The sequence below is a fragment of the Ramlibacter sp. WS9 genome, from assembly GCF_003797765.1.
GTDB lineage: Bacteria > Pseudomonadota > Gammaproteobacteria > Burkholderiales > Burkholderiaceae_C > Ramlibacter.
Map to the genome: position 1 here is coordinate 16,109 of NZ_RKMB01000014.1, position 18,125 is coordinate 34,233.

Genomic DNA, 18,125 nt, shown 5'->3' on the forward strand with positions numbered 1-18,125 from the left:
GCTGGTACTTTAAATCGCGCAAGTCTCAGGGATTTCACCAAGTTATGCGATTTCGTACACCTTGGCGGTGGGTGTCAGAAGCTGTGGCGGATGCCGAAGTCGTAGCCGCTGGACGAGCCGCTCGGGCCCGTCACGGCGCCATTCAGCGCGATGGAAGCGTTGATCGTGCCCGCATTCGAAGCCACCGTGCCACGGTTGTTGACGCGGGCAAACGTGGCGAACAGCGCCGTGCGCTTGCTCAGGTTGTGCACATAACCGACAGCCAGCTTCTTGCTGGTCGGGTCGCCGGCCATATCCAGGGAGTAGCGGGCATAGGACAGGCGGATGACACCGGCACCGACGGGCACGTGGCCGCCCACCAGGTAACCGCGTCCATCGACCGAGCCCAGGCTGTCGCTGGCGAACTGCGCCATCACCTTGGCCGCGCCGAAGTCGTACGACACGCCGGCGTTGTTCTGCTTGGCATCGCCCGCCGCGTACTTGGTGCGGCTCACGGCCAGCGAGACGTTGAAGGGGCCGGTGGCGTAGCCGATGCGCGCGCCCGCGCCATTGCCGTCGCTCGAAGTCGCGGCACCGCTGTTGTTCTCGCCCAGGTAGTACTGCACCGTGCCGTAGAAGCCCGGGCCGCTGCTCCAGCCGTTGGTGTTGAACAGGTACGCGACGCCGTTGGAAGCGCGCACGTAGGTCGGGATGTAGTCGACCATCGGGAACAGCAGCAGGTTGGTGCCCACGCCGTTCGTGCCCATGGGATCGAACACGTCGGTGTTGCGGAACTGCGGCGTGTAGTCGCGGCCCACGCGCAGTTCGCCCCAGCTGCCGGCGAGGCTCAGCCACGACTGGCGGTTGAACGTCAGCGCATTGCCGCCGGTGCCGCCGCTGGGCTGGTTGTTGGTGTTGGTGCCCTGCCCGGCGCCGCTGTCGTTGTTCACGCCGGCTTCCAGCGCGAAGGACGCGGAAAGGCCGCCGCCCAGGTCTTCCGTGCCGCGCATGCCGAAGTGCGAGCTGTTGTAGCCCGAGCCTTTGAGTTGCGTCTTGTTGGAGATGTCGCCGGAGCCGTGGGCCAGCGCCGCGTCGACGAGGCCGTACAGCGTGACGGACGATTGGGCCTGCGCCGAACCGGCAGCGATGGCGGCCAGCGCTGCGAGAGCGATGATGGAATGTCTCATGTAGATTTTCTCCGGGGAGTTGATTTGGAATGACGCAGCATCCATTCGGATGCCGCAATTCATTGCATCAGCGATGCTGCAAATCACGCAAAGCCTGGAGTACTCGCGCGAGTTTCTTTAGAGGTACGGCGTTGCGGTGCGGCGACGTGCCTTCGGTGCCGACAATGAATTCGCTGTTCGGCACGCGCTTTTCTTGACCCCCTTCGAAGCATTCATAGACCTCGCGGCAAAGCTGTGCATGGCTGGGCCGCGGCGCGAATAAAGCACAGACGCCCGCGGTGGACGGTCTTGCGGCCCAGCGTCGCTGGCGACGCGACCGTCTCATGCTCGCGGCGCCTGTTTGAACCCCGCAAGGCGGGGTGAGTTGCGCCGCGCGGGCCGCAAGACCGTTCAGCGCGGGGAATCCGGCTATAGGTGCGAAGCACCGCAGCCGGACGTCGTAGCCCTCGCGCCGCGGCCCAGCCATGCGCGGCGTTGCCGCGAGGTCTCAGCACGCAGCACGCAGCTCAGTGAAGAACCAATTGCTATTCCAGCAACTCCTTCAGCAACGGCGCCGCCTTCGCCGCCCAATGCCGCCCGAATCCGTAGTGCGACCACGAGCGGCCAATCTCCGCCGGGAAGAACATGCTCTCCGAGATGGAGAGCGCCTTGAACATCTCCCTTTGCGTCCGTCCTTTGTGGAGCGCGAAGATGTTGTCGAACGACGAAGACCCATTAAAGAACGACGCAGCGCGTTGCAGCTCGGCTTTCATCGGTTCGTGGATCGCCGGCGCCAGGCGGCCTTTGGGATTCTCCTTGGCCGTGCCGGGGATCAGCACGCCCCAGGGCCGGATGTCGCGCCGCGCGTTGAAGTTGAGCGCTTCCCTTCGGGTCAGGTGGAAGGCGCGAGCCAGCGCCAGCCGCGCCGCGAGTTCGGCATCCACGGCGCGCACCTTTTCCACGATCGTTGTTTCGACACCCGCCGGCAACGTGGGCAGCGGCAGCACCAAAGTCTCCAGCAACTCGCGTGCCGCGCCGTCCCCACCTTCGGCCGCGGCATTGAGCCAGTGCACACCCGCCTCCGCCCTTTCGAGGCTGGTGGCTTCGCCGAGCAGCAGCGCGCCGAGCTTTCGCTGCGCCAGCACTACGCCGCACTTCGCGGCCTTTTCCAGAAAGAAGCGCGCCGCTTCCTGATTGCCTGCCGCGCTCTTGGGGTCCGACGCGATCTCGTAGAGGTTCAGCCAGGCCTCGGCTTTGCCAGCGTCGGCGGCACGCAACAACAGCGCTGCCGCTCGCCGCAGGTTGGTGCGGGTCGCGAGCTCCTGCGGCAGCAGGTGTCCATACGGGATGCCGGCAAACGCGCAGCCCAGCCCGTACTGCGCTTCCACTTCGCCATGCTCGCTGCGGCTGGCCAGGCAGGTCTCGACCAGTTCCGCCGGCAGGCCTAGCGGGATGATGGTGGTGGCGGCCAGCCGCACGGCTGCCGATACGGCTTGCGCCAATTGGCCAGGGTGCTCCATCACTTGCGCGGCCGCCCGGATGCAATAGCCCACGTCCCGCGCGTCCTGCTCTTTCAGCGCTTCGCGCGTGCCGGCCAGGCACACCTCGCCGGCATCGAGGATGTCCGGGTGAAGCTGCGCTTTGAGCTGCAGCGCAAATTCGCGCGGATCGTCAAAGTCCTGCGGCTTGTATTCGCGGTCGAGTCTTGCGGACCGATTGATCCAGTCAATGCCTTCTCGCCGGTGTCTGCCGCAAAGTGTTTGCCACACGCCCAGCTTCAGCATGGCGGCAGTGGAGCCGAAGCGCGTGGCAGCCACCAGCGTGTCCTTTGTTTGCTGGGCCATCAGCACTTCGAGCGGCACCATGTCCGCCACGAGCAGGATCGCTGCACTGGATTGGCGGTCCAGTTCCTGTTGTATATAAGCTAGGCCCAGTTTGAAGTTCCGGGAAAAGCCGTTTTTTCCGGCGAACAGCCGGTTTGCCATTTCGAGGCAGGCGCCGGGTTCCCCACGGCGCGCGGCTTCTCTCAGCAGGATGTCTTCACGCCGCATGGTGTTGTTCGTCCACGTTGAATCGGCCGCACGCCTTGCGGGTGCGGCCGATATTTGAGTTAGGCGCTCACTTGTAGTAGCCGGCCTTCTTCATCTCGCGCTCGGCGGCGGCCTGCGAGGCCTTGAGCGCCTCGTCTACCGTGCTCTTGCCCGCGAGCGCCGCGCTCATCTGCTGGCCGACGGCGATGCCGATGGCCTGGAACTCCGGAATGGCGGCGTATTGCACACCGACGTACGGGCTCTTGGGCAGCGTGCTGTCGTTCGGGTTGGCGGTGTCGATGGCCAGGCGCTCCGGCAGCGCGAACTTCGCGGCCGACAGGAAGCCCCGGTTGGCATACGTGCTCTTGCGCGTGCCGGTCGGCACATGATCCCAGCCATTGGTCTTGCCCACCAGCTGGATGTAGTCCTTGGACGTGGCCCAGCTGATGAACTTCTGCGCCTCGACGGCTTTTTGCGAGCCCGCGGGAATCGCAAGGGCCCAGGCCCACAGCCAGTTGGCGCCCTTGGGCGTGACGACGGTCGGCGCCTGCGCGAACGCCACCTTGTCCGCCACCTTCGACTGCTTCGGGTCGGTGATGAAGCTCGCCGCGATGGTCGCGTCCACCCACATGCCGCACTTGCCCGCGTTGTACAGCGCCAGAATTTCGTTGAAGCTGTTGGCCGACGAGCCGGGTGGGCCGTAGTTCTTCAGCAGGTCCACGTAGAACGTGATCGCGTCTTTCCAGGGCTTGGATTCGAGCTGCGGCTTCCAGCTCATGTCGAACCACTGGCCGCCATGCGTGTTGACGAGCGTGGTGAGGAAGGCCATGTTGTCGCCCCAGCCCGGCTTGCCGCGCAGGCAGATGCCATAGACGCCGGCCTTCGGGTTGTGGATCTTCGCTGCAAGATCCTTCACCTGCGCCCAGGTCGGGCGATCGGGCAGCTTCACGCCCACCTTGTCGGCGAGGTCCTTGCGGTACATCAGCATCGAGCTCTCGCCGTAGAACGGCGCGGCATACAGCTTGCCGTCGGCCGAGAGGCCGTTGCGCATTGCGGGCAGCAGGTCGTCGACGTCGTAGGCGTCATCGGTCTTCAGCTCTTGCAGCCAGCCCTTCTTGCCCCAGATCGGCGTTTCGTACATGCCGATGGTCATCACGTCGAACTGCCCGCCGTTGGTGGCGATGTCGGTCGTCACGCGCTGGCGCAGCACGCCTTCTTCGAGCGTCACCCACTTCAGCTTGATGTCGGGGTTGGCCGCTTCGAAGTGCTTGCCGAGCTTCTGCATCTCGATCATGTGACCGTTGTTCACGGTAGCGATGACCAGTTCGGTGGCCGCGTGCGCGGCGCCCGCCACCGCCAGCGCGGCCGCGAACACCAGTGTCGTTTTGAAATTCATGCGATGTCTCCTAAGACCTGTTTGGGTGGGAACGTCGTCAAACGCTCCGGTTGCGTTGACAGACTGAACAATAGGAGTTCGCGTGTCGGACATTGATACTCGACGCGGCTTTGGCTGTACTCTCTTTCGAAGGCCTGCCAGGGATTTCACCAACTGCACCTAGAACGTACAGGAACTGCGTTCGAGGCCCTCGGTGCAACCAATGGGCGGTAGTCGTTCTAGCCGTCGACCGGCTTCAGCGGCGTTTCGAGAACGAGCTGGAAGAACGCGAGATCGAGCCAACGTCCGAACTTGAACGCTGCCTGGCGAATGGTGCCTGCATGCTCGAAGCCCAGGCGCTCGTGCAGCGCGATGCTCGCAGTGTTCTGCAGGTCGATGGCTCCCACCATGATGTGCACGTCATGCTCACGGGCACTGGCGATCAGCGCCTCCAGCAACGTGCGGCCCAGCCCCGCGCCGCGTTGGCCCGCCTCGATGTAGATCGAGTGCTCCACCGTGTACTTGTAGGCCGGCCACGCGCGGAAGGTGCCGTAGCTGGAGAAGCCCAGGAGCCGGCCGCTGTCGTCTTCCGCGCCGATGACGGGGAATCCGTTGGCACGCTTGGTGGCGAACCACGGCGACATCGCTTCCGGCGCGCGCGGCTTGTAGTCGTACAGGGCCGTCGAGTTGACGATCGCTTCGTTGAAGATGGCCAGGATCGCACCGGCGTGGCGCTCTTCGGTGCATTGGACGAGATGCATGGGGACTCCTTTCGCAGCCGGATGTCGTCAAATATAGGAGAATACTAATCCAATATGAGAAACACGTCTTCCATCCGGTCTGCACGCACCCCGGCCACGGACTCCGGCATCGACACCCTCATCGCTGCGCGGCTGCAGGCGCTGCGCCAGGCGCGAGGGCTCAGCCTGACCCAGCTGTCGGACGCTTCCGGCGTGAGCAAGGGAATGATCTCGAAGGTGGAGCGCGCCGAGAGCAGCCCCACCGCCACGCTCCTTGGCAAATTGGCGGCCGGCCTGGGCGTGTCGCTGGCGCAATTGCTGACCGAAGACCCAAGCCCGGGCCGCATGCTGCGAAAACGCGAGGAGCAGGAAACCTGGCGCGACCCCGACTCGGGCTACCGCCGGCGCCAGGTCCGCGAGCGCGGCGCCGGCAGCGACGTCGAGCTGGTCGAGATCGAGCTCCCACGCGGTGCGCAGGTCAGCTACCCGCGCTGGGGTGGCAAGCCCTACCGCCAATGCTTGTGGCTGCTCGCGGGCGCGCTGCGGCTGGAGTACGGCAAGGACAGCTTCGAGCTGGCACCGGGGGACTGCCTCGACTTCGGCGTCGACCGGCCGCTGGTCTTCAAGGCGATGGGGCGCACCGCTTGCCGCTACCTGCTGGTCATGAGCCCCTAGAATCTGGCGCAAGCATGCTCGCCTCCATCCTCTCCATCTGCGCGGGCGCCTCGCTGGGCGCCCTGTTGCGCTGGGGGCTTGCCGGCCGCTTCAACCCGCTGTTCCCCGCCTTGCCCATGGGCACGCTGGCGGCCAACCTGATCGGCGGCTACCTGATCGGCGTGGCGGTGGCGGTGTTCGCGACCATGCCGCAGCTGCCGCCACAGTACCGGCTGTTCGTCGTCACCGGCTTCCTGGGCGGGCTGACCACGTTCTCGACGTTTTCCGCCGAAGTCGTGACACAGTTGCAGCAAGGCCACGTGCCATGGGCGCTGGCCACGGCGTTCGCGCACATGCTGGGCTCTTTTGCGCTCACCGGCCTGGGCATCGCCACCGTGGCCTGGCTGCGGGCCTGAGCTCGCACCTTAAGAAAATTCCCTAAGCTCGCGGCGACGATTCCCCTAAAGCGCCGCCCGCCCGGCAAGCCAGACTCGGTCCATAGCTTTGAACGAGGGACGGGTGATGCCAAGTGTCTACGACACGCTGTGCGAATGGGCCAGGAAGACGACGACGTCGTTCGCCGACCTGCGCTTCATGCCGTCGCAGCGGGACGACCTGGACAACGTCGGCGATGGGCTGATCTATCGCCTCAAGCACTGGCCCGAGCTGCCGTCCGCCAGCCGGACGGCGGACGTGCTGCGCGCCCTTTCGGTCATGAGCAACCGCCCCGTCAACCGCCAGTGGATCCTCTCCAACTCCAAGCTGCGCGCCCAGGACGTCGACCGCCTGCTGGCACGCCTGGTGGCCCAGGACGCCGTCGACGTGATCGACGGCTCCAAATTCCCTGCGGCCTCGGCCCGGTAGTCAGGCGGGCTTCGGCGCCGGCTGCAGCTGCACCTTGCGGCCGGCCATCTGGTCGACCAGCTTCTTCATGTTGGGCAGCGACATCAGGTGCATCGAGATCAGGTGCAGCTCGCCGGCGCGAAACAGCGACAGCGCGACCGCGTCCGGAAGCGCCATCAGCTTCTTTTCATCGACCACCAGGAGCCCGTTCACGGTGAAGGTTCGGCCATCGGAAAGGTCCGCCTTCGCGTTCATCTCGGTCAGCAGGTCCGCTTGCACCAGGCGCTGGCAGAAGGCTTCGGTGCGGCGATACTCCTGCTGGTAGCGGGTGAGGAAGTCGACGGCGTTCTTCAGGAACGGCGTGACGTTGCCCTGCGAATCGAACAGCGCCTCGCCTTCCGTGTCGTTCAGTCCCGGGAAGGCCTCGTCGATGCACACGCCCATGGTGGCCTGTCCGGCGAGCTCGGTCAGCACGAATGGGTAGCGACGGACGAACGCGGGGATGTACTTGCCCGTCCACTCCCCCTCCTCGTTGACGAACAGGTTTTCCCGTGCGCGCAGGCCGAGCATGGCCACGGGCACGACGGCACCGCCGCTGCGCGTGAAGACGATCGGGTACTCCTTGCAAGCTTCGGCGAATTCCGCGCCGGCCAGGTACAGCGAGTTGGCCTTGCGCGCGAATGCGAAGCTGGTGCTGGGCCGCACGCGGCGATGGCGATGCTTGTCGCGCTCGAGCAGCACCGGCTTTTCGTAGTACATGGTGTCCGACATCGTCTCCTCGGATTTCAGGTTGGGGCCCGGGCAGGGGCCGCGTTGTTTTCGGCCGGCACGGCGTGGCCCTGCCCCCGCGCGCTGGCCAGCACCTTGTCGATACGCCTGCCGTCCAGGTCGACCACCTCGAACAGCCAGTCGCCGCATTCGATGCATTCGCCGACCTCGGGCAAACTACCCGACACCGACATCAACAGGCCCGCCACGGTGTTGTAGCGGCCCTTGTCTTCTTCCGGAAGCTCGCGGATGCCCAACCGCGCCTTGAGTTCGGCCACCGGCATCAGGCCATCGAGCAACCAGGAGCCGTCCGCGCGTTGTGTGGCCCACGCATCGGCCTGCGCACCCGGTTGGAGTTCGCCGGTGATGGCCTCCAGCAGGTCGTGCGGCGTCATCAGGCCCTGCACCACGCCGTATTCGTCCACCACGAAGACCATCCGGCCGGAGCGCGAGCGGAACTGCTCCAGCAGTTCCATGCCGCTCAGCGTCTCGGGCACGAAGAGGGCGGGCGTGGCATGCGCCTCCAGCGTTCCTGCCGGATCACGCTCCAGCGCCAGCAGCCGTGCGACGCTCACGACGCCCAGCACATCGTCGAGCGAGCCGCGGCACACCGGATACCACGAGTGCGCGCCATCGTCGCCGATCTTGCGCAACGCAGCGGCAACACCCAGGCCGGCGTCCAGCCACTCGACATCGGAGCGGGGGATCATCATCGACGTGAGCGGGCGATCGTCGAGGTGGAACACGTTCTGCACCATCTGGCGCTCGTGCTGCTCGATGACGCCGGCGTCCACGCCCTCTTCGAGGCTGTGGGCGATTTCTTCTTCGGTCATGCCGCGCGAGAGCGTGGTATCGATGCCGAGCAGCTTCAGCACGGCCTGCGTCGAAGCCGAAAGCAGTTTGACGAACGGCCCCGCGGCGCGGGCCAGCCACGCCATGGGCCGTGCGAGCCAGCGCGAGACCGCCTCGGGATGAAGCTGGGCGATGCGCTTGGGCACCAGCTCGCCGAAGATGATGGTGATGTAGGTGATGATTGTGACGACGATGGCCGTGGCCACATAGCCCGAAGGCCGCGCACCCATGCCCAGGCCCTGCAGCCAGCGCGCCAGCGAATCGCTGAAGGCTGCTTCGCCCACGATGCCATTGAGCACACCGATGGACGTGATGCCCACCTGCACGGTGGACAGGAAGCGCGTTGGCGTTTCCATCAGCTTCAGCGCAGCGGCCGCCCCCGCGTCGCCCGCCTCCGCCATCGCGGCCAGCCGCGCCTTGCGGCTGGAGGCCAGGCCCATCTCGGACATGGCGAACACGCCGTTGAGCAGCGTCAGCAGCGCAATCAGCAGGATTTCCACAATTCGGGGCGAGAATCAAACACCATGGGACTTTACTTGATTGGAGACGTGCAGGGCTGCGACGCGCCCCTGGCGCGCCTCTTGGCAAAGATCGATTTCTTCCCCAGCCGCGACACGATTTACCTGCTGGGCGACCTGGTCAACCGCGGGCCCGAATCGGCGGCAGTGCTACGCCGGCTCACGGGCTATGGCGACGCCGCGCAATGCCTGCTGGGCAACCACGACCTCAGCCTGCTCGCGGTGGCGCACGGCCTTCGCGCGCCGCACCGCAACGACACGATGGACTCCGTGCTGCTGGCGCCGGACCGGGACGCGATGCTGGAGTGGCTGCGGCACCGGCGCATGGCCATCCACGCGCATGGCGTGCTCATGGTGCACGGCGGTGTGCTGCCGCAATGGGACCTGGCGCAGGCCTTGTCGCTGGCCGCGGAAGTGGAGGCCACTTTGCGCGGGCAAGGGTTGGTGGATTTCCTGGCGCGGATGTATGGCAACGAGCCGGCGCAATGGGACGACAGCTTGCAAGGCGCGGATCGCTTGCGCGTGATCGTTAACGCCCTCACGCGGCTTCGGTTCTGCACGCCTGAAGGCGAGATGGACTTGCGGGCTTCGGGCGGCCTGCGCGATGCGCCGCCGGGCTACCTGCCGTGGTTCGATGTTCCCGGACGCAAGACCGCGCGTGAAACGATCGCCTTCGGGCATTGGTCGACGCTGGGGTTCATGCAACGGCCAGACATCATTTCACTGGACACGGGCTGCGTGTGGGGCGGCTGTTTGAGCGCGCTGCGGCTGGGACCGCAAGGTACGCATGAACTGATCCAGGAGAAGTGCGAGCAGGCGCAGGTGCCTGGGGACTAAGCCTCTTCGGCCTTGAACAGCGCCGCCACCTTGCGTTTGGGCTTGATGTTCGTCGACACACGGCTGGTCGCGGGCTTGGCACCGGCCTCCCACGCGGGGGGCGCATCGGTCGACGGTGCCTGGTAAGGCTGGTCGAAGAACGGGTCGCGCGGGGCCGCGGGGGCGCGGTACTCGCGCTGCGGGCGCGGTGCGCGATCGCGCGGGGCGTCCAGCACGTCGCGCGGGTCGCCCACTTCGCCGGCTTCGCGCCAGGCGCGGCGGCCGTCGTTGATGCGGCCACGAGGCGTGTCCTCGTCGAACTCCAGCGCTTCCAGCTCGATCTTGCGCTTGAGCAGCTTTTCGATATCGCCGACCAGGCGCGCGTCGCTGCCCGAAACGAACGTGACGGCCAGGCCCGAGGCGCCGGCACGGCCGGTACGGCCGATACGGTGCACATAGTCTTCGGCGTTGAAGGGCACGTCGAAGTTGAACACTGCCGGCACATCCTTGATGTCCAGGCCGCGCGCCGCGACGTCGGTGGCCACGAGCAGGTCAACCTCGCCGGCCTTGAACGCGGCGAGCGCTTTCAGCCGCTCGTCCTGGCTCTTGTCGCCGTGCAGTGCGGTGGTGTTCATGCCTTCGCGTTCGAGCGAACGCGCGAGACGCGCGCAGCCGAGCTTGCTGTTGACGAACACGAAGGCCTGCTTCAAGCCGCGCGATCGCACGATCTGCTTGAGCGCGTGGCGCTTCTCTTCGTCGGACACACTGTAGAAATGCTGTTCGACCGTGGACGCTTCCTGGTTGGGGCGCGCCACTTCGATGGTGATCGGATCCTGCAGGTAGCTGTTGGCCAGGCGCTTGATCTCGGGCGAGAACGTGGCCGAGAACAGCAGCGTGGTGCGCGCCTTGGGCAAGAAGGACAGGATGCGCTGCAGGTCGGGCAGGAAGCCGATGTCCAGCATGCGGTCTGCTTCGTCGAGCACCACGTATTCGACCTGGTTCAGCACCGCGTTCTTGGCTTCGATGTGGTCGAGCAATCGGCCCGGCGTCGCCACCAGCACTTCGACGCCTTTCTTCAATTCGATCGTCTGCGGCTTCATGTCGATGCCGCCGAACACCACCGCGCTGCGCAGGTTGGTGTACTTGGCGTACATCTTGACCTGCTGTGCGACCTGGTCGGCCAGCTCTCGCGTCGGCAGCAGCACCAGCGCCCGCACCGGGTGGCGCGCGGGCGAAGTCGATGTGTTCTCGTGTTTGAGGAGCCTCTGCAGCAGCGGAAGCGCGAACGCCGCTGTCTTGCCGGTGCCGGTTTGCGCCGCGCCCATCACGTCCTTCCCCGTCAGCACGACCGGGATGGCTTGCGCCTGGATGGGTGTCATTTGCTCGTAGCCCATTTCGGCCACGGCACGGGCCAGCGGGGCGGCCAGCGAAAGATTGGAGAAGGAACTAGGCATCGGCAGTCGTTGATGAACCCTCTATTGTCGCACCCGGCGGGGTCGGATGCGGACGCAAAGAGAAATCAGGACCACCAGAAACTAGGACTTAAGGGCTATTTCGAGTCAAAGGTTGTTGCTGGCAAAGGTGTCGCAGGCCTTCACGCTGCCCGATTTCAGGCCGGTGGAGAACCAACGCTGCCGCTGTGCACTGGTGCCGTGGGTGAAGCTTTCCGGCACCACGGCGCCGGCACCCCGGCCCTTTTGCAGCGCGTCGTCGCCGATCTTGGCCGCGGCATTCATGGCTTCTTCCACATCGCCCTGCTCCAAAATCTGGCGGGCGTTCTGGGCGTGGTGGGCCCACACGCCCGCAAAGCAGTCGGCTTGCAACTCCAGCCGCACGCTCATCGCGTTGCCTTCGGCCTGGCTGGCGCGGCCCCTCAACTGGTCCACCTTGTCGGTGAGCCCCAGCAGCTTCTGCACGTGGTGGCCGACTTCGTGTGCTATCACGTAGGCCTGCGCGAAGTCGCCGGGCGCGCCCAGGCGCGTCTTGAGCGTTTCGTAGAAGTCCAGGTCGATGTAGACCTTCTGGTCGGCCGGGCAGTAGAAAGGGCCCATGGCCGCTTGGCCCTGTCCGCACCCGGTGCGTACGGCGCCGCGGAACAGCACCAGCTTCGGCTTGATGTACGTCGCACCGCCCTTGGTGAAGAGCCCGGTCCACACATCTTCGGTGTCGGCGAGCACGGTGGAGACGAACTTCGCCATCTGGTCGTTGGCGGGCGGCGCTTGCGCCGGACCCTGCTGCTGCACCGGCGCCGGGCCACCGCCGCCTGTGAGCACGCCCAGGATGGTGAGCGGGTTGATGCCGAAGATGGCGCCGCCCACCAGCGCGATGACGATCGTGCCGATGCCGATGCTGCGGCCGCCGAAGCCGAAACCGCCGCCTCCCCCGCCGCTGCCGCGCGCGTCCTCGACGTTGTCCGATTCCCGATTGCCTTCCCAACGCATGCTTGTCTCCTGTGCTTTCGTGGTACCACCGCTGCGGTACAGTGAATCCATGGTATCTCCAACAGGCCCAGCCGTGGGGCGCTTTCCCACGGTGTTGGTAACGGGCTTCGAGCCTTTCGGTGGCGAAGACGTCAACCCCAGCTGGATGGCCGCGCAGGCGCTGCATGGCCGGACAGTCGCTGGGCACAGGCTCATCGGCGCGCAATTGCCCTGCGTCTTCGGCCATTCGCTGGAGGTGCTGCGGGGCCTGCTGCATCGGCACCGTCCGGCCCTCGTCGTTGGCGCCGGGCAAGCCGCGGGCCGCGTTGCACTGTCGCTGGAACGTGTGGCGATCAACGTCAACGATGCCCGCATTCCGGACAACGACCAGGTCCAGCCGGTCGATACCCCCGTGGTCGCGGGCGGGCCGGCAGCCTACTTCACCAGCCTTCCCATCAAGGCGATGCTGGCCAGCCTCCTGGCCGAGGGCATCAACGCAGAGGTATCGCAAACGGCCGGCACCTTCGTTTGCAATCACGTGTTCTATGGGCTCATGCACGAGCTGGCGACGCAGCGTGACCTGCAGCGCACGCGCGGCGGCTTCATCCATGTCCCCTGGTTGCCGGCGCAGGGCCAGCCCTCGATGCGGCTGGACGAGATCGTCCAAGGCATCAAGGTCGCCATCGCCTGCGCGCTCGTCACAGCACAAGATATTCGCAAGGAAGCCGGTAGCCTGAATTGAAAAGTGGCAGCAGGCTACAGCGCAACGTACACGCAGCCCGGCACGGGAAATGGCCCGCGCCCTAAAATCGGGTCGTGTCCATCCTCAACGCCGACCTGCATTGCCACTCCGTGGTGTCCGACGGCACGCTGACGCCCGAAGAGCTCGCGGCCCGCGCGGCGGCCAACGGGGTCGAGCTGTGGTCTCTCACCGACCATGACGAGATCGCCGGCCAGCACCGCGCCGCAGCGGCCGCGCGAAGTCACGGCATGAAGTACCTCACCGGCACCGAAATCTCCGTCACCTTCGCGGGCCACACCGTCCACATCGTAGGCCTGGGCTTCGACGCCGATGACCCGGAGATGAAGCAGGGCCTGCTGGCGACGCGCGGCGGCCGGGGCGCACGCGCCCGCGAGATGGCCGAGGGCCTGGCACGGGTGGGCATCAAGGACGCCTACGAAGGCGCGCTCAAGTACGTGGGCAACCCCGAGCTGATCTCGCGCACCCACTTCGCGCGTTTCCTGGTGGACAGCGGCGTTTGCCAGGACACGAGTGAAGTCTTCCGGCGCTTCCTGGTCGAAGGCAAACCGGGCTATGTGTCGCACCGTTGGGCCGCGCTGGGCCCGGCCATCCGGTGGATCACGCGCGCCGGCGGCATCGCGGTCATCGCGCACCCGGCGCGGTATCACTTCACGGCGAACGAGGAATACGCGCTGTTCACCGAGTTCAAGGCCCACGGTGGCAAGGGCGTGGAGGTTGTCGTCGGCAGCCACACCGCCGCGGAATACGTGACGTACGCCGAAACCGCCCGTGAATTCGGCCTGGCCGCTTCGCGCGGCAGCGACTTTCACAGCCCCGATGAGAGCCACACCGACCTGGGCCAGCTCCCCTATTTGCCCGGCACGCTGACGCCCGTGTGGGAACTGCTGGCCGATCGCATCCGGTGACGCCCGCGCCCGGCAGCACCATGGCCGCCAGCCGGTCGCTGGCCGGCATCGCGCTGGTCGTGGCGGCCGGCGCCTGCTTCGCCGCACTGGACACGGTGACCAAGTTCGTCAGCGCGTCGGTGCCGCTGCTGATGGCCCTGTGGTTCCGCTACGCGTTCCAGGCGGTCGCCACGACCGCCGTGGTGCTGCCTTTGCGCGGCATGCGCGCGCTGCGCACCTTGCACCCGAAGTTCCAGGTGCTGCGCGGCGTGCTGCTCCTCACCAGCAGCCTGTTCGCATTCGCCAGCCTCAAGTACATGCCGGTGGGCGAATTCACAGCCATCGTCATGATCGCGCCGCTGGCCATCACCGTGCTGGCCGCCACGGTGCTCAAGGAGAAAGTGTCGGCCATGCGCTGGGCCCTGGTGGCCGGCGGCTTCGCAGGCACGCTCGTCATCATCCGCCCCGGCGGCGACGCCTTCAACTGGGCCAGCCTGCTGCCGCTGGGCCTGGTGGCCTCCAATGCATGGTTCCAGGTGCTGACCAGCAAGCTCGCGCGCACCGAGGACCCGGTGACGATGCACCTGTACACCGGCTGGGTCGGCACGCTGATCGCGTCGCTGGCCCTGCCCTTCGTCTGGACGGCGCTGCCCGTGTGGTGGCTGTGGGCCGGGTTGCTCTTCATGGGTCTGATGGGCACCGTCGGCCACTTCATGCTGATCCTGGCCTACCAGCGCGCGCCTGCTGGCACACTCACGCCCTATTTATACGCGCAGATCGCGTTCGCCATGCTGGGCGGATGGCTCGTGTTCTCCCACGTGCCCGATGGCTGGGCCATGATCGGCATGGTGATGATCGCGGTGTGCGGCGCGGCCGGTGCCTGGCTCACCGTGCGCGAGGGCCGCCGCCCCATGGAAACTGCCGAAGCCGCGGAAGCTTGAACACACCCTGAAACACCATGGCCCAGTATTTCGAAGTTCACCCTGACAATCCGCAGCCGCGCCTGCTGAAGCAGGCCGTCGCGCTGCTCGAAAAGGGCGGCGTGGTCGCCGTGCCCACCGACTCCAGCTATGCGCTCGCTTGCCACCTGGACGACAAGGCCGCTGCCGACCGGCTGCGGCAGATCCGCCAGGTGGACGAGAAGCATCACCTCACGCTGCTGTGCCGCGACCTGAGCGAGCTGGCCAATTACGCGCGCGTCGACAACCGGCAATACCGCTTGCTCAAGTCGGCCACACCCGGCGCCTACACCTTCATCCTCGAAGCCACGCGAGAAGTGCCACGCCGCGTGAGCCACCCGCAGCGCAAGACCATCGGCCTGCGCGTGCCGGACCACAAGGTGCTGCAGGAGTTGCTGGCGCTGCACGGCGCGCCGCTGCTGGCGACGACGCTGATCGCACCGAACGAGTCGCAGTCGCTCAACGACGCGCACGAGATTCGAGACCGCTTCGAGAAGCAGATCGCCGGCGTCATCGACGCAGGTGCCTGTCCGTCCGAGCCCACCAGCGTGATCGACCTGACGCCGATGGGGACGGGTGGTGAAGCGGTCGTGGTGCGCGAGGGACGGGGCGACATCGCGGCTTTGGGTCTCTGACTGTCATTGCCCGTCTGAGACAATCCCTCGGTGGACACCACCAACCTAATCCAAACCGTTCTCATCTACGCACTGCCCGTGCTGTTCGCCATCACGATCCACGAGGCCGCGCACGGCTACGTGGCACGTGCGCTGGGCGACAACACGGCGTACATGATGGGCCGCGTCACCCTCAACCCGATCAAGCACATCGACCCGATCGGCACCATCCTGATGCCGCTGATGCTGTACTTCGCGACGTCGGGCGCCTTTCTGTTCGGCTACGCCAAGCCGGTGCCGGTGAACTTCGGCCACCTGCGCCGGCCCAAGCGCGACATGATCTGGGTCGCGCTCGCAGGCCCCGCGTCCAACTTCGTCCAGGCCATTGCCTGGGCGATCGCTTTCACGGCGCTGGCAGGTTCGGGCGTGGAGGAGCGCTTCTTCATCGAAATGGCCAAGGCCGGCATCCTCGTCAACCTGGTGATGTGGGCTTTCAACCTGTTCCCGCTGCCGCCGCTCGATGGCGGGCGCATCCTGGTGGGCCTGCTGCCGTACCGCCAAGCCCACGCGGTGAGCCGTATCGAGCCTTGGGGGTTCTTCATCGTTCTGGCCCTTGTCGCCATTCCGCCCGGCCTGATGGGTGCGTACTGGCTGCGGCCTTTGATATCGGCAGGCTACAGCGCCATCGCCCTGCTGCTGACGCCCCTGACTGCCCTCTTCCATTGACTTCGCCATGAGCCCGACCGCCCCCATCCGCTTCCTCACCGGCATCACCACCACCGGCACGCCCCACCTGGGCAACTACGTGGGCGCGTTCCGCCCGGCCATCGAAGCCAGCCGCCGCCCCGGCACCGAAAACTTCTACTTCCTGGCCGACTACCACGCGCTCATCAAGTGCGACGAGCCGGCGCGGGTGCAGCGCTCCACACTGGAGATCGCGGCCACGTGGCTGGCGGTGGGGCTGGACCCGGAGCGGGTGCTGTTCTACCGCCAGTCCGACATCCCCGAAATCCCCGAGCTGACGTGGCTGCTCACCTGCCTCACGGGCAAGGGCGTGCTCAATCGCGCGCACGCCTACAAGGCGTCGGTCGACAAGAACCTGGCCGCCGGCAACGATCCGGACGTCGACGTGACGGCCGGCCTGTTCATGTACCCGGTGCTGATGGCCGCCGACATCCTGATGTTCAAGGCCCACAAGATCCCGGTGGGGCGCGACCAGGTGCAGCATGTGGAAATGGCGCGCGACATCGCCAACAGCTTCAACCACCTGTATGGCGACCTGCTGGTGCTGCCCGAGGCGCAGATCGACGAGACGGTGGCCCTGCTGCCGGGCGTTGACGGCCGCAAGATGAGCAAGAGCTACGACAACCACATCCCGCTCTTTGCCCCGCGCGAGCAGTTGCGCAAGCTGATCGCGGGCATCGTGACCGACTCGCGCGCGCCTGGCGAGCCCAAGGCCACCGAGGGCTCGGCCCTGTTCCAGATCTACGAAGCCTTCGCCTCGGTCGACGAGACGGCGCAGTTTGCCAAGGCCTTTGCGGCCGGCATCTCGTGGGCCGACGCCAAGCAGCAGCTCTTCGAGCGCATCGACCAGGAGATCTCTCCCCTGCGCGAACGCTACGAGTCCCTGATCGCCGACCCGGCGCTGATCGAGGCGACGCTGCGGCGGGGCGCCGAGAAGGCCCGTGCCACCGCCACGCCCTACATGCGCCAGCTGCGCGAGGCCGTGGGTCTTCGCAGCCTGGCCAGCCAGGCCGCCCCGGCCAAGAAGGACAAGCAGGCCAAGGCGGCGCTGCCGTCGTTCAAGCAATACCGCGAGGCCGACGGCCTGCACTACTTCAAGGTGGTGGATGCGGGCGGCACCCTGCTGGCCCAGAGCACCGGCTTCGGCTCGCCCCAGGACGCGGGCCGGGCCGTCGCCCAGCTCAAACAGGGCCGGCTCGACGGCCTGCAGGACACCTTGCAACTGGCTGACGGGGTCACGCCGGCCGCGCTGACCCAGGCGCTTGCGCTGCTCGCTCAGGCCTGAGGAAAGACTCGCCGCTGATGGCATGCTAAAGGGCAATCCCTAGCGCGCATCCGCCAATCGAGGTTATCCTTCCTTCTTATGTCCGCTGATATCAAAACCCCGACCACGCCGCCCAAGCCCATGATCCTCTACGTCATCGACGATCACCCGTTGATGCGCGAGGCGGTGGTCATGCTTTTGCGCAGGCTGCGCCCCGGCGCCACCATCGTCGAGCTCGACCGCATCGGCGGTGTCGAAGCCGCGGTCAAGCAGCACGGCGCGCCCGATCTCATCTGCCTCGACCTGAAGCTGCCGGACACCACCGGCACCTCCGGCATCCACGAGATGAAGAACCGCTTTTCGGACACGCCCTTGGCCGTGCTGTCCGCATCCCCGGCGGCCGACGCCGAAGAGCACTGCATCGACGCCGGCGCCGACATCTACATCGAGAAGTCTTCAGGCGCCCAGGAGATCGGCAATGCGCTGCGCGCGCTGATCAACGCCGACGGCGGCTTCGAAGAACTCTCGCCCACCGACAACAAGCTGTCCAAGCGGCAAAAGCAGCTGATCGTCATGCTCGATCGTGGGCTGTCCAACCGCGAGATCGCCGACGAGCTGGGCATCAGCGAGCACACGGTCAAGGTCCACCTGTGGCGCCTGTTCCGGCGGCTCGGCGTCAAGAGCCGCACCCAGACCATCCACTACGCCCGCACGCATGGCATGTTGACCAGCTGAA

19 protein-coding genes are annotated in these 18,125 nt (G+C 66.2%); 11 read left to right on the top strand and 8 right to left on the bottom strand.

Features of this window, described 5'->3' with window-relative positions; all coding sequences use genetic code 11:
* Positions 1-74: 74 nt before the first annotated feature.
* From EEB15_RS19905 to EEB15_RS19920, 4 genes are all read right to left on the bottom strand, one after another.
* Positions 75-1,166: a porin gene (locus tag EEB15_RS19905; protein WP_141511630.1), complete on the bottom strand. Its 1,092-nt coding sequence runs from the start codon at positions 1,164-1,166 to the stop codon at positions 75-77.
* Positions 1,167-1,690: 524 nt separating this feature from the next.
* A complete protein-coding gene (locus tag EEB15_RS19910; RefSeq protein ID WP_141511631.1) occupies positions 1,691-3,196 on the bottom strand; it encodes a hypothetical protein in 1,506 nt (501 codons plus the stop codon).
* Positions 3,197-3,263: 67 nt separating this feature from the next.
* Complete coding sequence (locus EEB15_RS19915) at positions 3,264-4,571, bottom strand: sugar ABC transporter substrate-binding protein (protein WP_141511632.1); 1,308 nt, start codon at positions 4,569-4,571, stop codon at positions 3,264-3,266.
* Positions 4,572-4,789: 218 nt separating this feature from the next.
* Positions 4,790-5,311 (bottom strand): GNAT family N-acetyltransferase, encoded by a 522-nt coding sequence (locus EEB15_RS19920; RefSeq protein WP_141511633.1) that lies wholly within the window; start codon positions 5,309-5,311, stop codon positions 4,790-4,792.
* Positions 5,312-5,365: 54 nt separating this feature from the next.
* On the opposite strand from EEB15_RS19920, the gene EEB15_RS19925 reads away from it, so the two are divergent.
* The 3 genes from EEB15_RS19925 (at position 5,366) to EEB15_RS19935 (ending at position 6,808) form a co-directional block, all read left to right on the top strand.
* Positions 5,366-5,965, top strand: a complete 600-nt coding sequence (locus EEB15_RS19925; protein WP_141511634.1) for a helix-turn-helix domain-containing protein — start codon at positions 5,366-5,368, stop codon at positions 5,963-5,965.
* 14 nt (positions 5,966-5,979) lie between these two features.
* Positions 5,980-6,360 (top strand): fluoride efflux transporter CrcB, encoded by a 381-nt coding sequence (gene crcB / locus EEB15_RS19930; RefSeq protein ID WP_141511635.1) that lies wholly within the window; start codon positions 5,980-5,982, stop codon positions 6,358-6,360.
* 106 nt (positions 6,361-6,466) lie between these two features.
* Positions 6,467-6,808 carry a hypothetical protein gene (locus EEB15_RS19935; RefSeq protein ID WP_141511636.1) on the top strand — a complete coding sequence of 114 codons (342 nt, stop codon included), beginning with the start codon at positions 6,467-6,469 and terminating at the stop codon, positions 6,806-6,808.
* Here EEB15_RS19935 and EEB15_RS19940 read toward each other — a convergent pair whose 3' ends face one another.
* Together EEB15_RS19940 and EEB15_RS19945 are read right to left on the bottom strand one after the other, a co-directional pair.
* Positions 6,809-7,558 (bottom strand): SapC family protein, encoded by a 750-nt coding sequence (locus EEB15_RS19940; RefSeq protein ID WP_158290172.1) that lies wholly within the window; start codon positions 7,556-7,558, stop codon positions 6,809-6,811.
* Positions 7,559-7,572: 14 nt separating this feature from the next.
* Complete coding sequence (locus tag EEB15_RS19945; RefSeq protein WP_141511638.1) at positions 7,573-8,907, bottom strand: hemolysin family protein; 1,335 nt, start codon at positions 8,905-8,907, stop codon at positions 7,573-7,575.
* Between the two features lie 24 nt (positions 8,908-8,931).
* Here EEB15_RS19945 and EEB15_RS19950 point away from each other — a divergent pair, with 24 nt between their 5' ends.
* Positions 8,932-9,762 carry a symmetrical bis(5'-nucleosyl)-tetraphosphatase gene (locus EEB15_RS19950; protein WP_141511639.1) on the top strand — a complete coding sequence of 277 codons (831 nt, stop codon included), beginning with the start codon at positions 8,932-8,934 and terminating at the stop codon, positions 9,760-9,762.
* Here EEB15_RS19950 and EEB15_RS19955 read toward each other — a convergent pair.
* Positions 9,759-11,195: a DEAD/DEAH box helicase gene (locus tag EEB15_RS19955; RefSeq protein ID WP_141511640.1), complete on the bottom strand. Its 1,437-nt coding sequence runs from the start codon at positions 11,193-11,195 to the stop codon at positions 9,759-9,761. The genes EEB15_RS19950 and EEB15_RS19955 overlap by 4 nt on opposite strands.
* Before the next feature lie 105 nt (positions 11,196-11,300).
* Positions 11,301-12,182, bottom strand: coding sequence for a neutral zinc metallopeptidase (locus EEB15_RS19960; protein ID WP_141511641.1), 882 nt, complete (start codon positions 12,180-12,182; stop codon positions 11,301-11,303).
* A 49-nt stretch (positions 12,183-12,231) separates the two neighbouring features.
* Between EEB15_RS19960 and pcp the strand changes: the two genes are divergently transcribed.
* From pcp to EEB15_RS19995, 7 genes are all read left to right on the top strand, one after another.
* Entirely contained in the window at positions 12,232-12,903 is a 672-nt protein-coding gene (gene pcp / locus EEB15_RS19965; protein ID WP_141511642.1) for a pyroglutamyl-peptidase I, read from the top strand.
* Positions 12,904-12,977: 74 nt separating this feature from the next.
* Positions 12,978-13,829 (top strand): 3',5'-nucleoside bisphosphate phosphatase, encoded by an 852-nt coding sequence (locus EEB15_RS19970; protein ID WP_141511643.1) that lies wholly within the window; start codon positions 12,978-12,980, stop codon positions 13,827-13,829.
* 20 nt (positions 13,830-13,849) lie between these two features.
* Positions 13,850-14,749: a DMT family transporter gene (locus tag EEB15_RS19975; RefSeq protein WP_141511764.1), complete on the top strand. Its 900-nt coding sequence runs from the start codon at positions 13,850-13,852 to the stop codon at positions 14,747-14,749.
* A gap of 17 nt (positions 14,750-14,766) precedes the next feature.
* A complete protein-coding gene (locus EEB15_RS19980; RefSeq protein ID WP_141511644.1) occupies positions 14,767-15,402 on the top strand; it encodes an L-threonylcarbamoyladenylate synthase in 636 nt (211 codons plus the stop codon).
* Positions 15,403-15,432: 30 nt separating this feature from the next.
* Positions 15,433-16,107 carry a site-2 protease family protein gene (locus tag EEB15_RS19985; RefSeq protein WP_141511645.1) on the top strand — a complete coding sequence of 225 codons (675 nt, stop codon included), beginning with the start codon at positions 15,433-15,435 and terminating at the stop codon, positions 16,105-16,107.
* Positions 16,108-16,114: 7 nt separating this feature from the next.
* Entirely contained in the window at positions 16,115-17,410 is a 1,296-nt protein-coding gene (locus tag EEB15_RS19990; RefSeq protein ID WP_141511646.1) for a tryptophan--tRNA ligase, read from the top strand.
* A gap of 120 nt (positions 17,411-17,530) precedes the next feature.
* Positions 17,531-18,124: a response regulator transcription factor gene (locus tag EEB15_RS19995; RefSeq protein WP_141511647.1), complete on the top strand. Its 594-nt coding sequence runs from the start codon at positions 17,531-17,533 to the stop codon at positions 18,122-18,124.
* The last annotated feature ends 1 nt before the right edge of the window (position 18,125 follow it).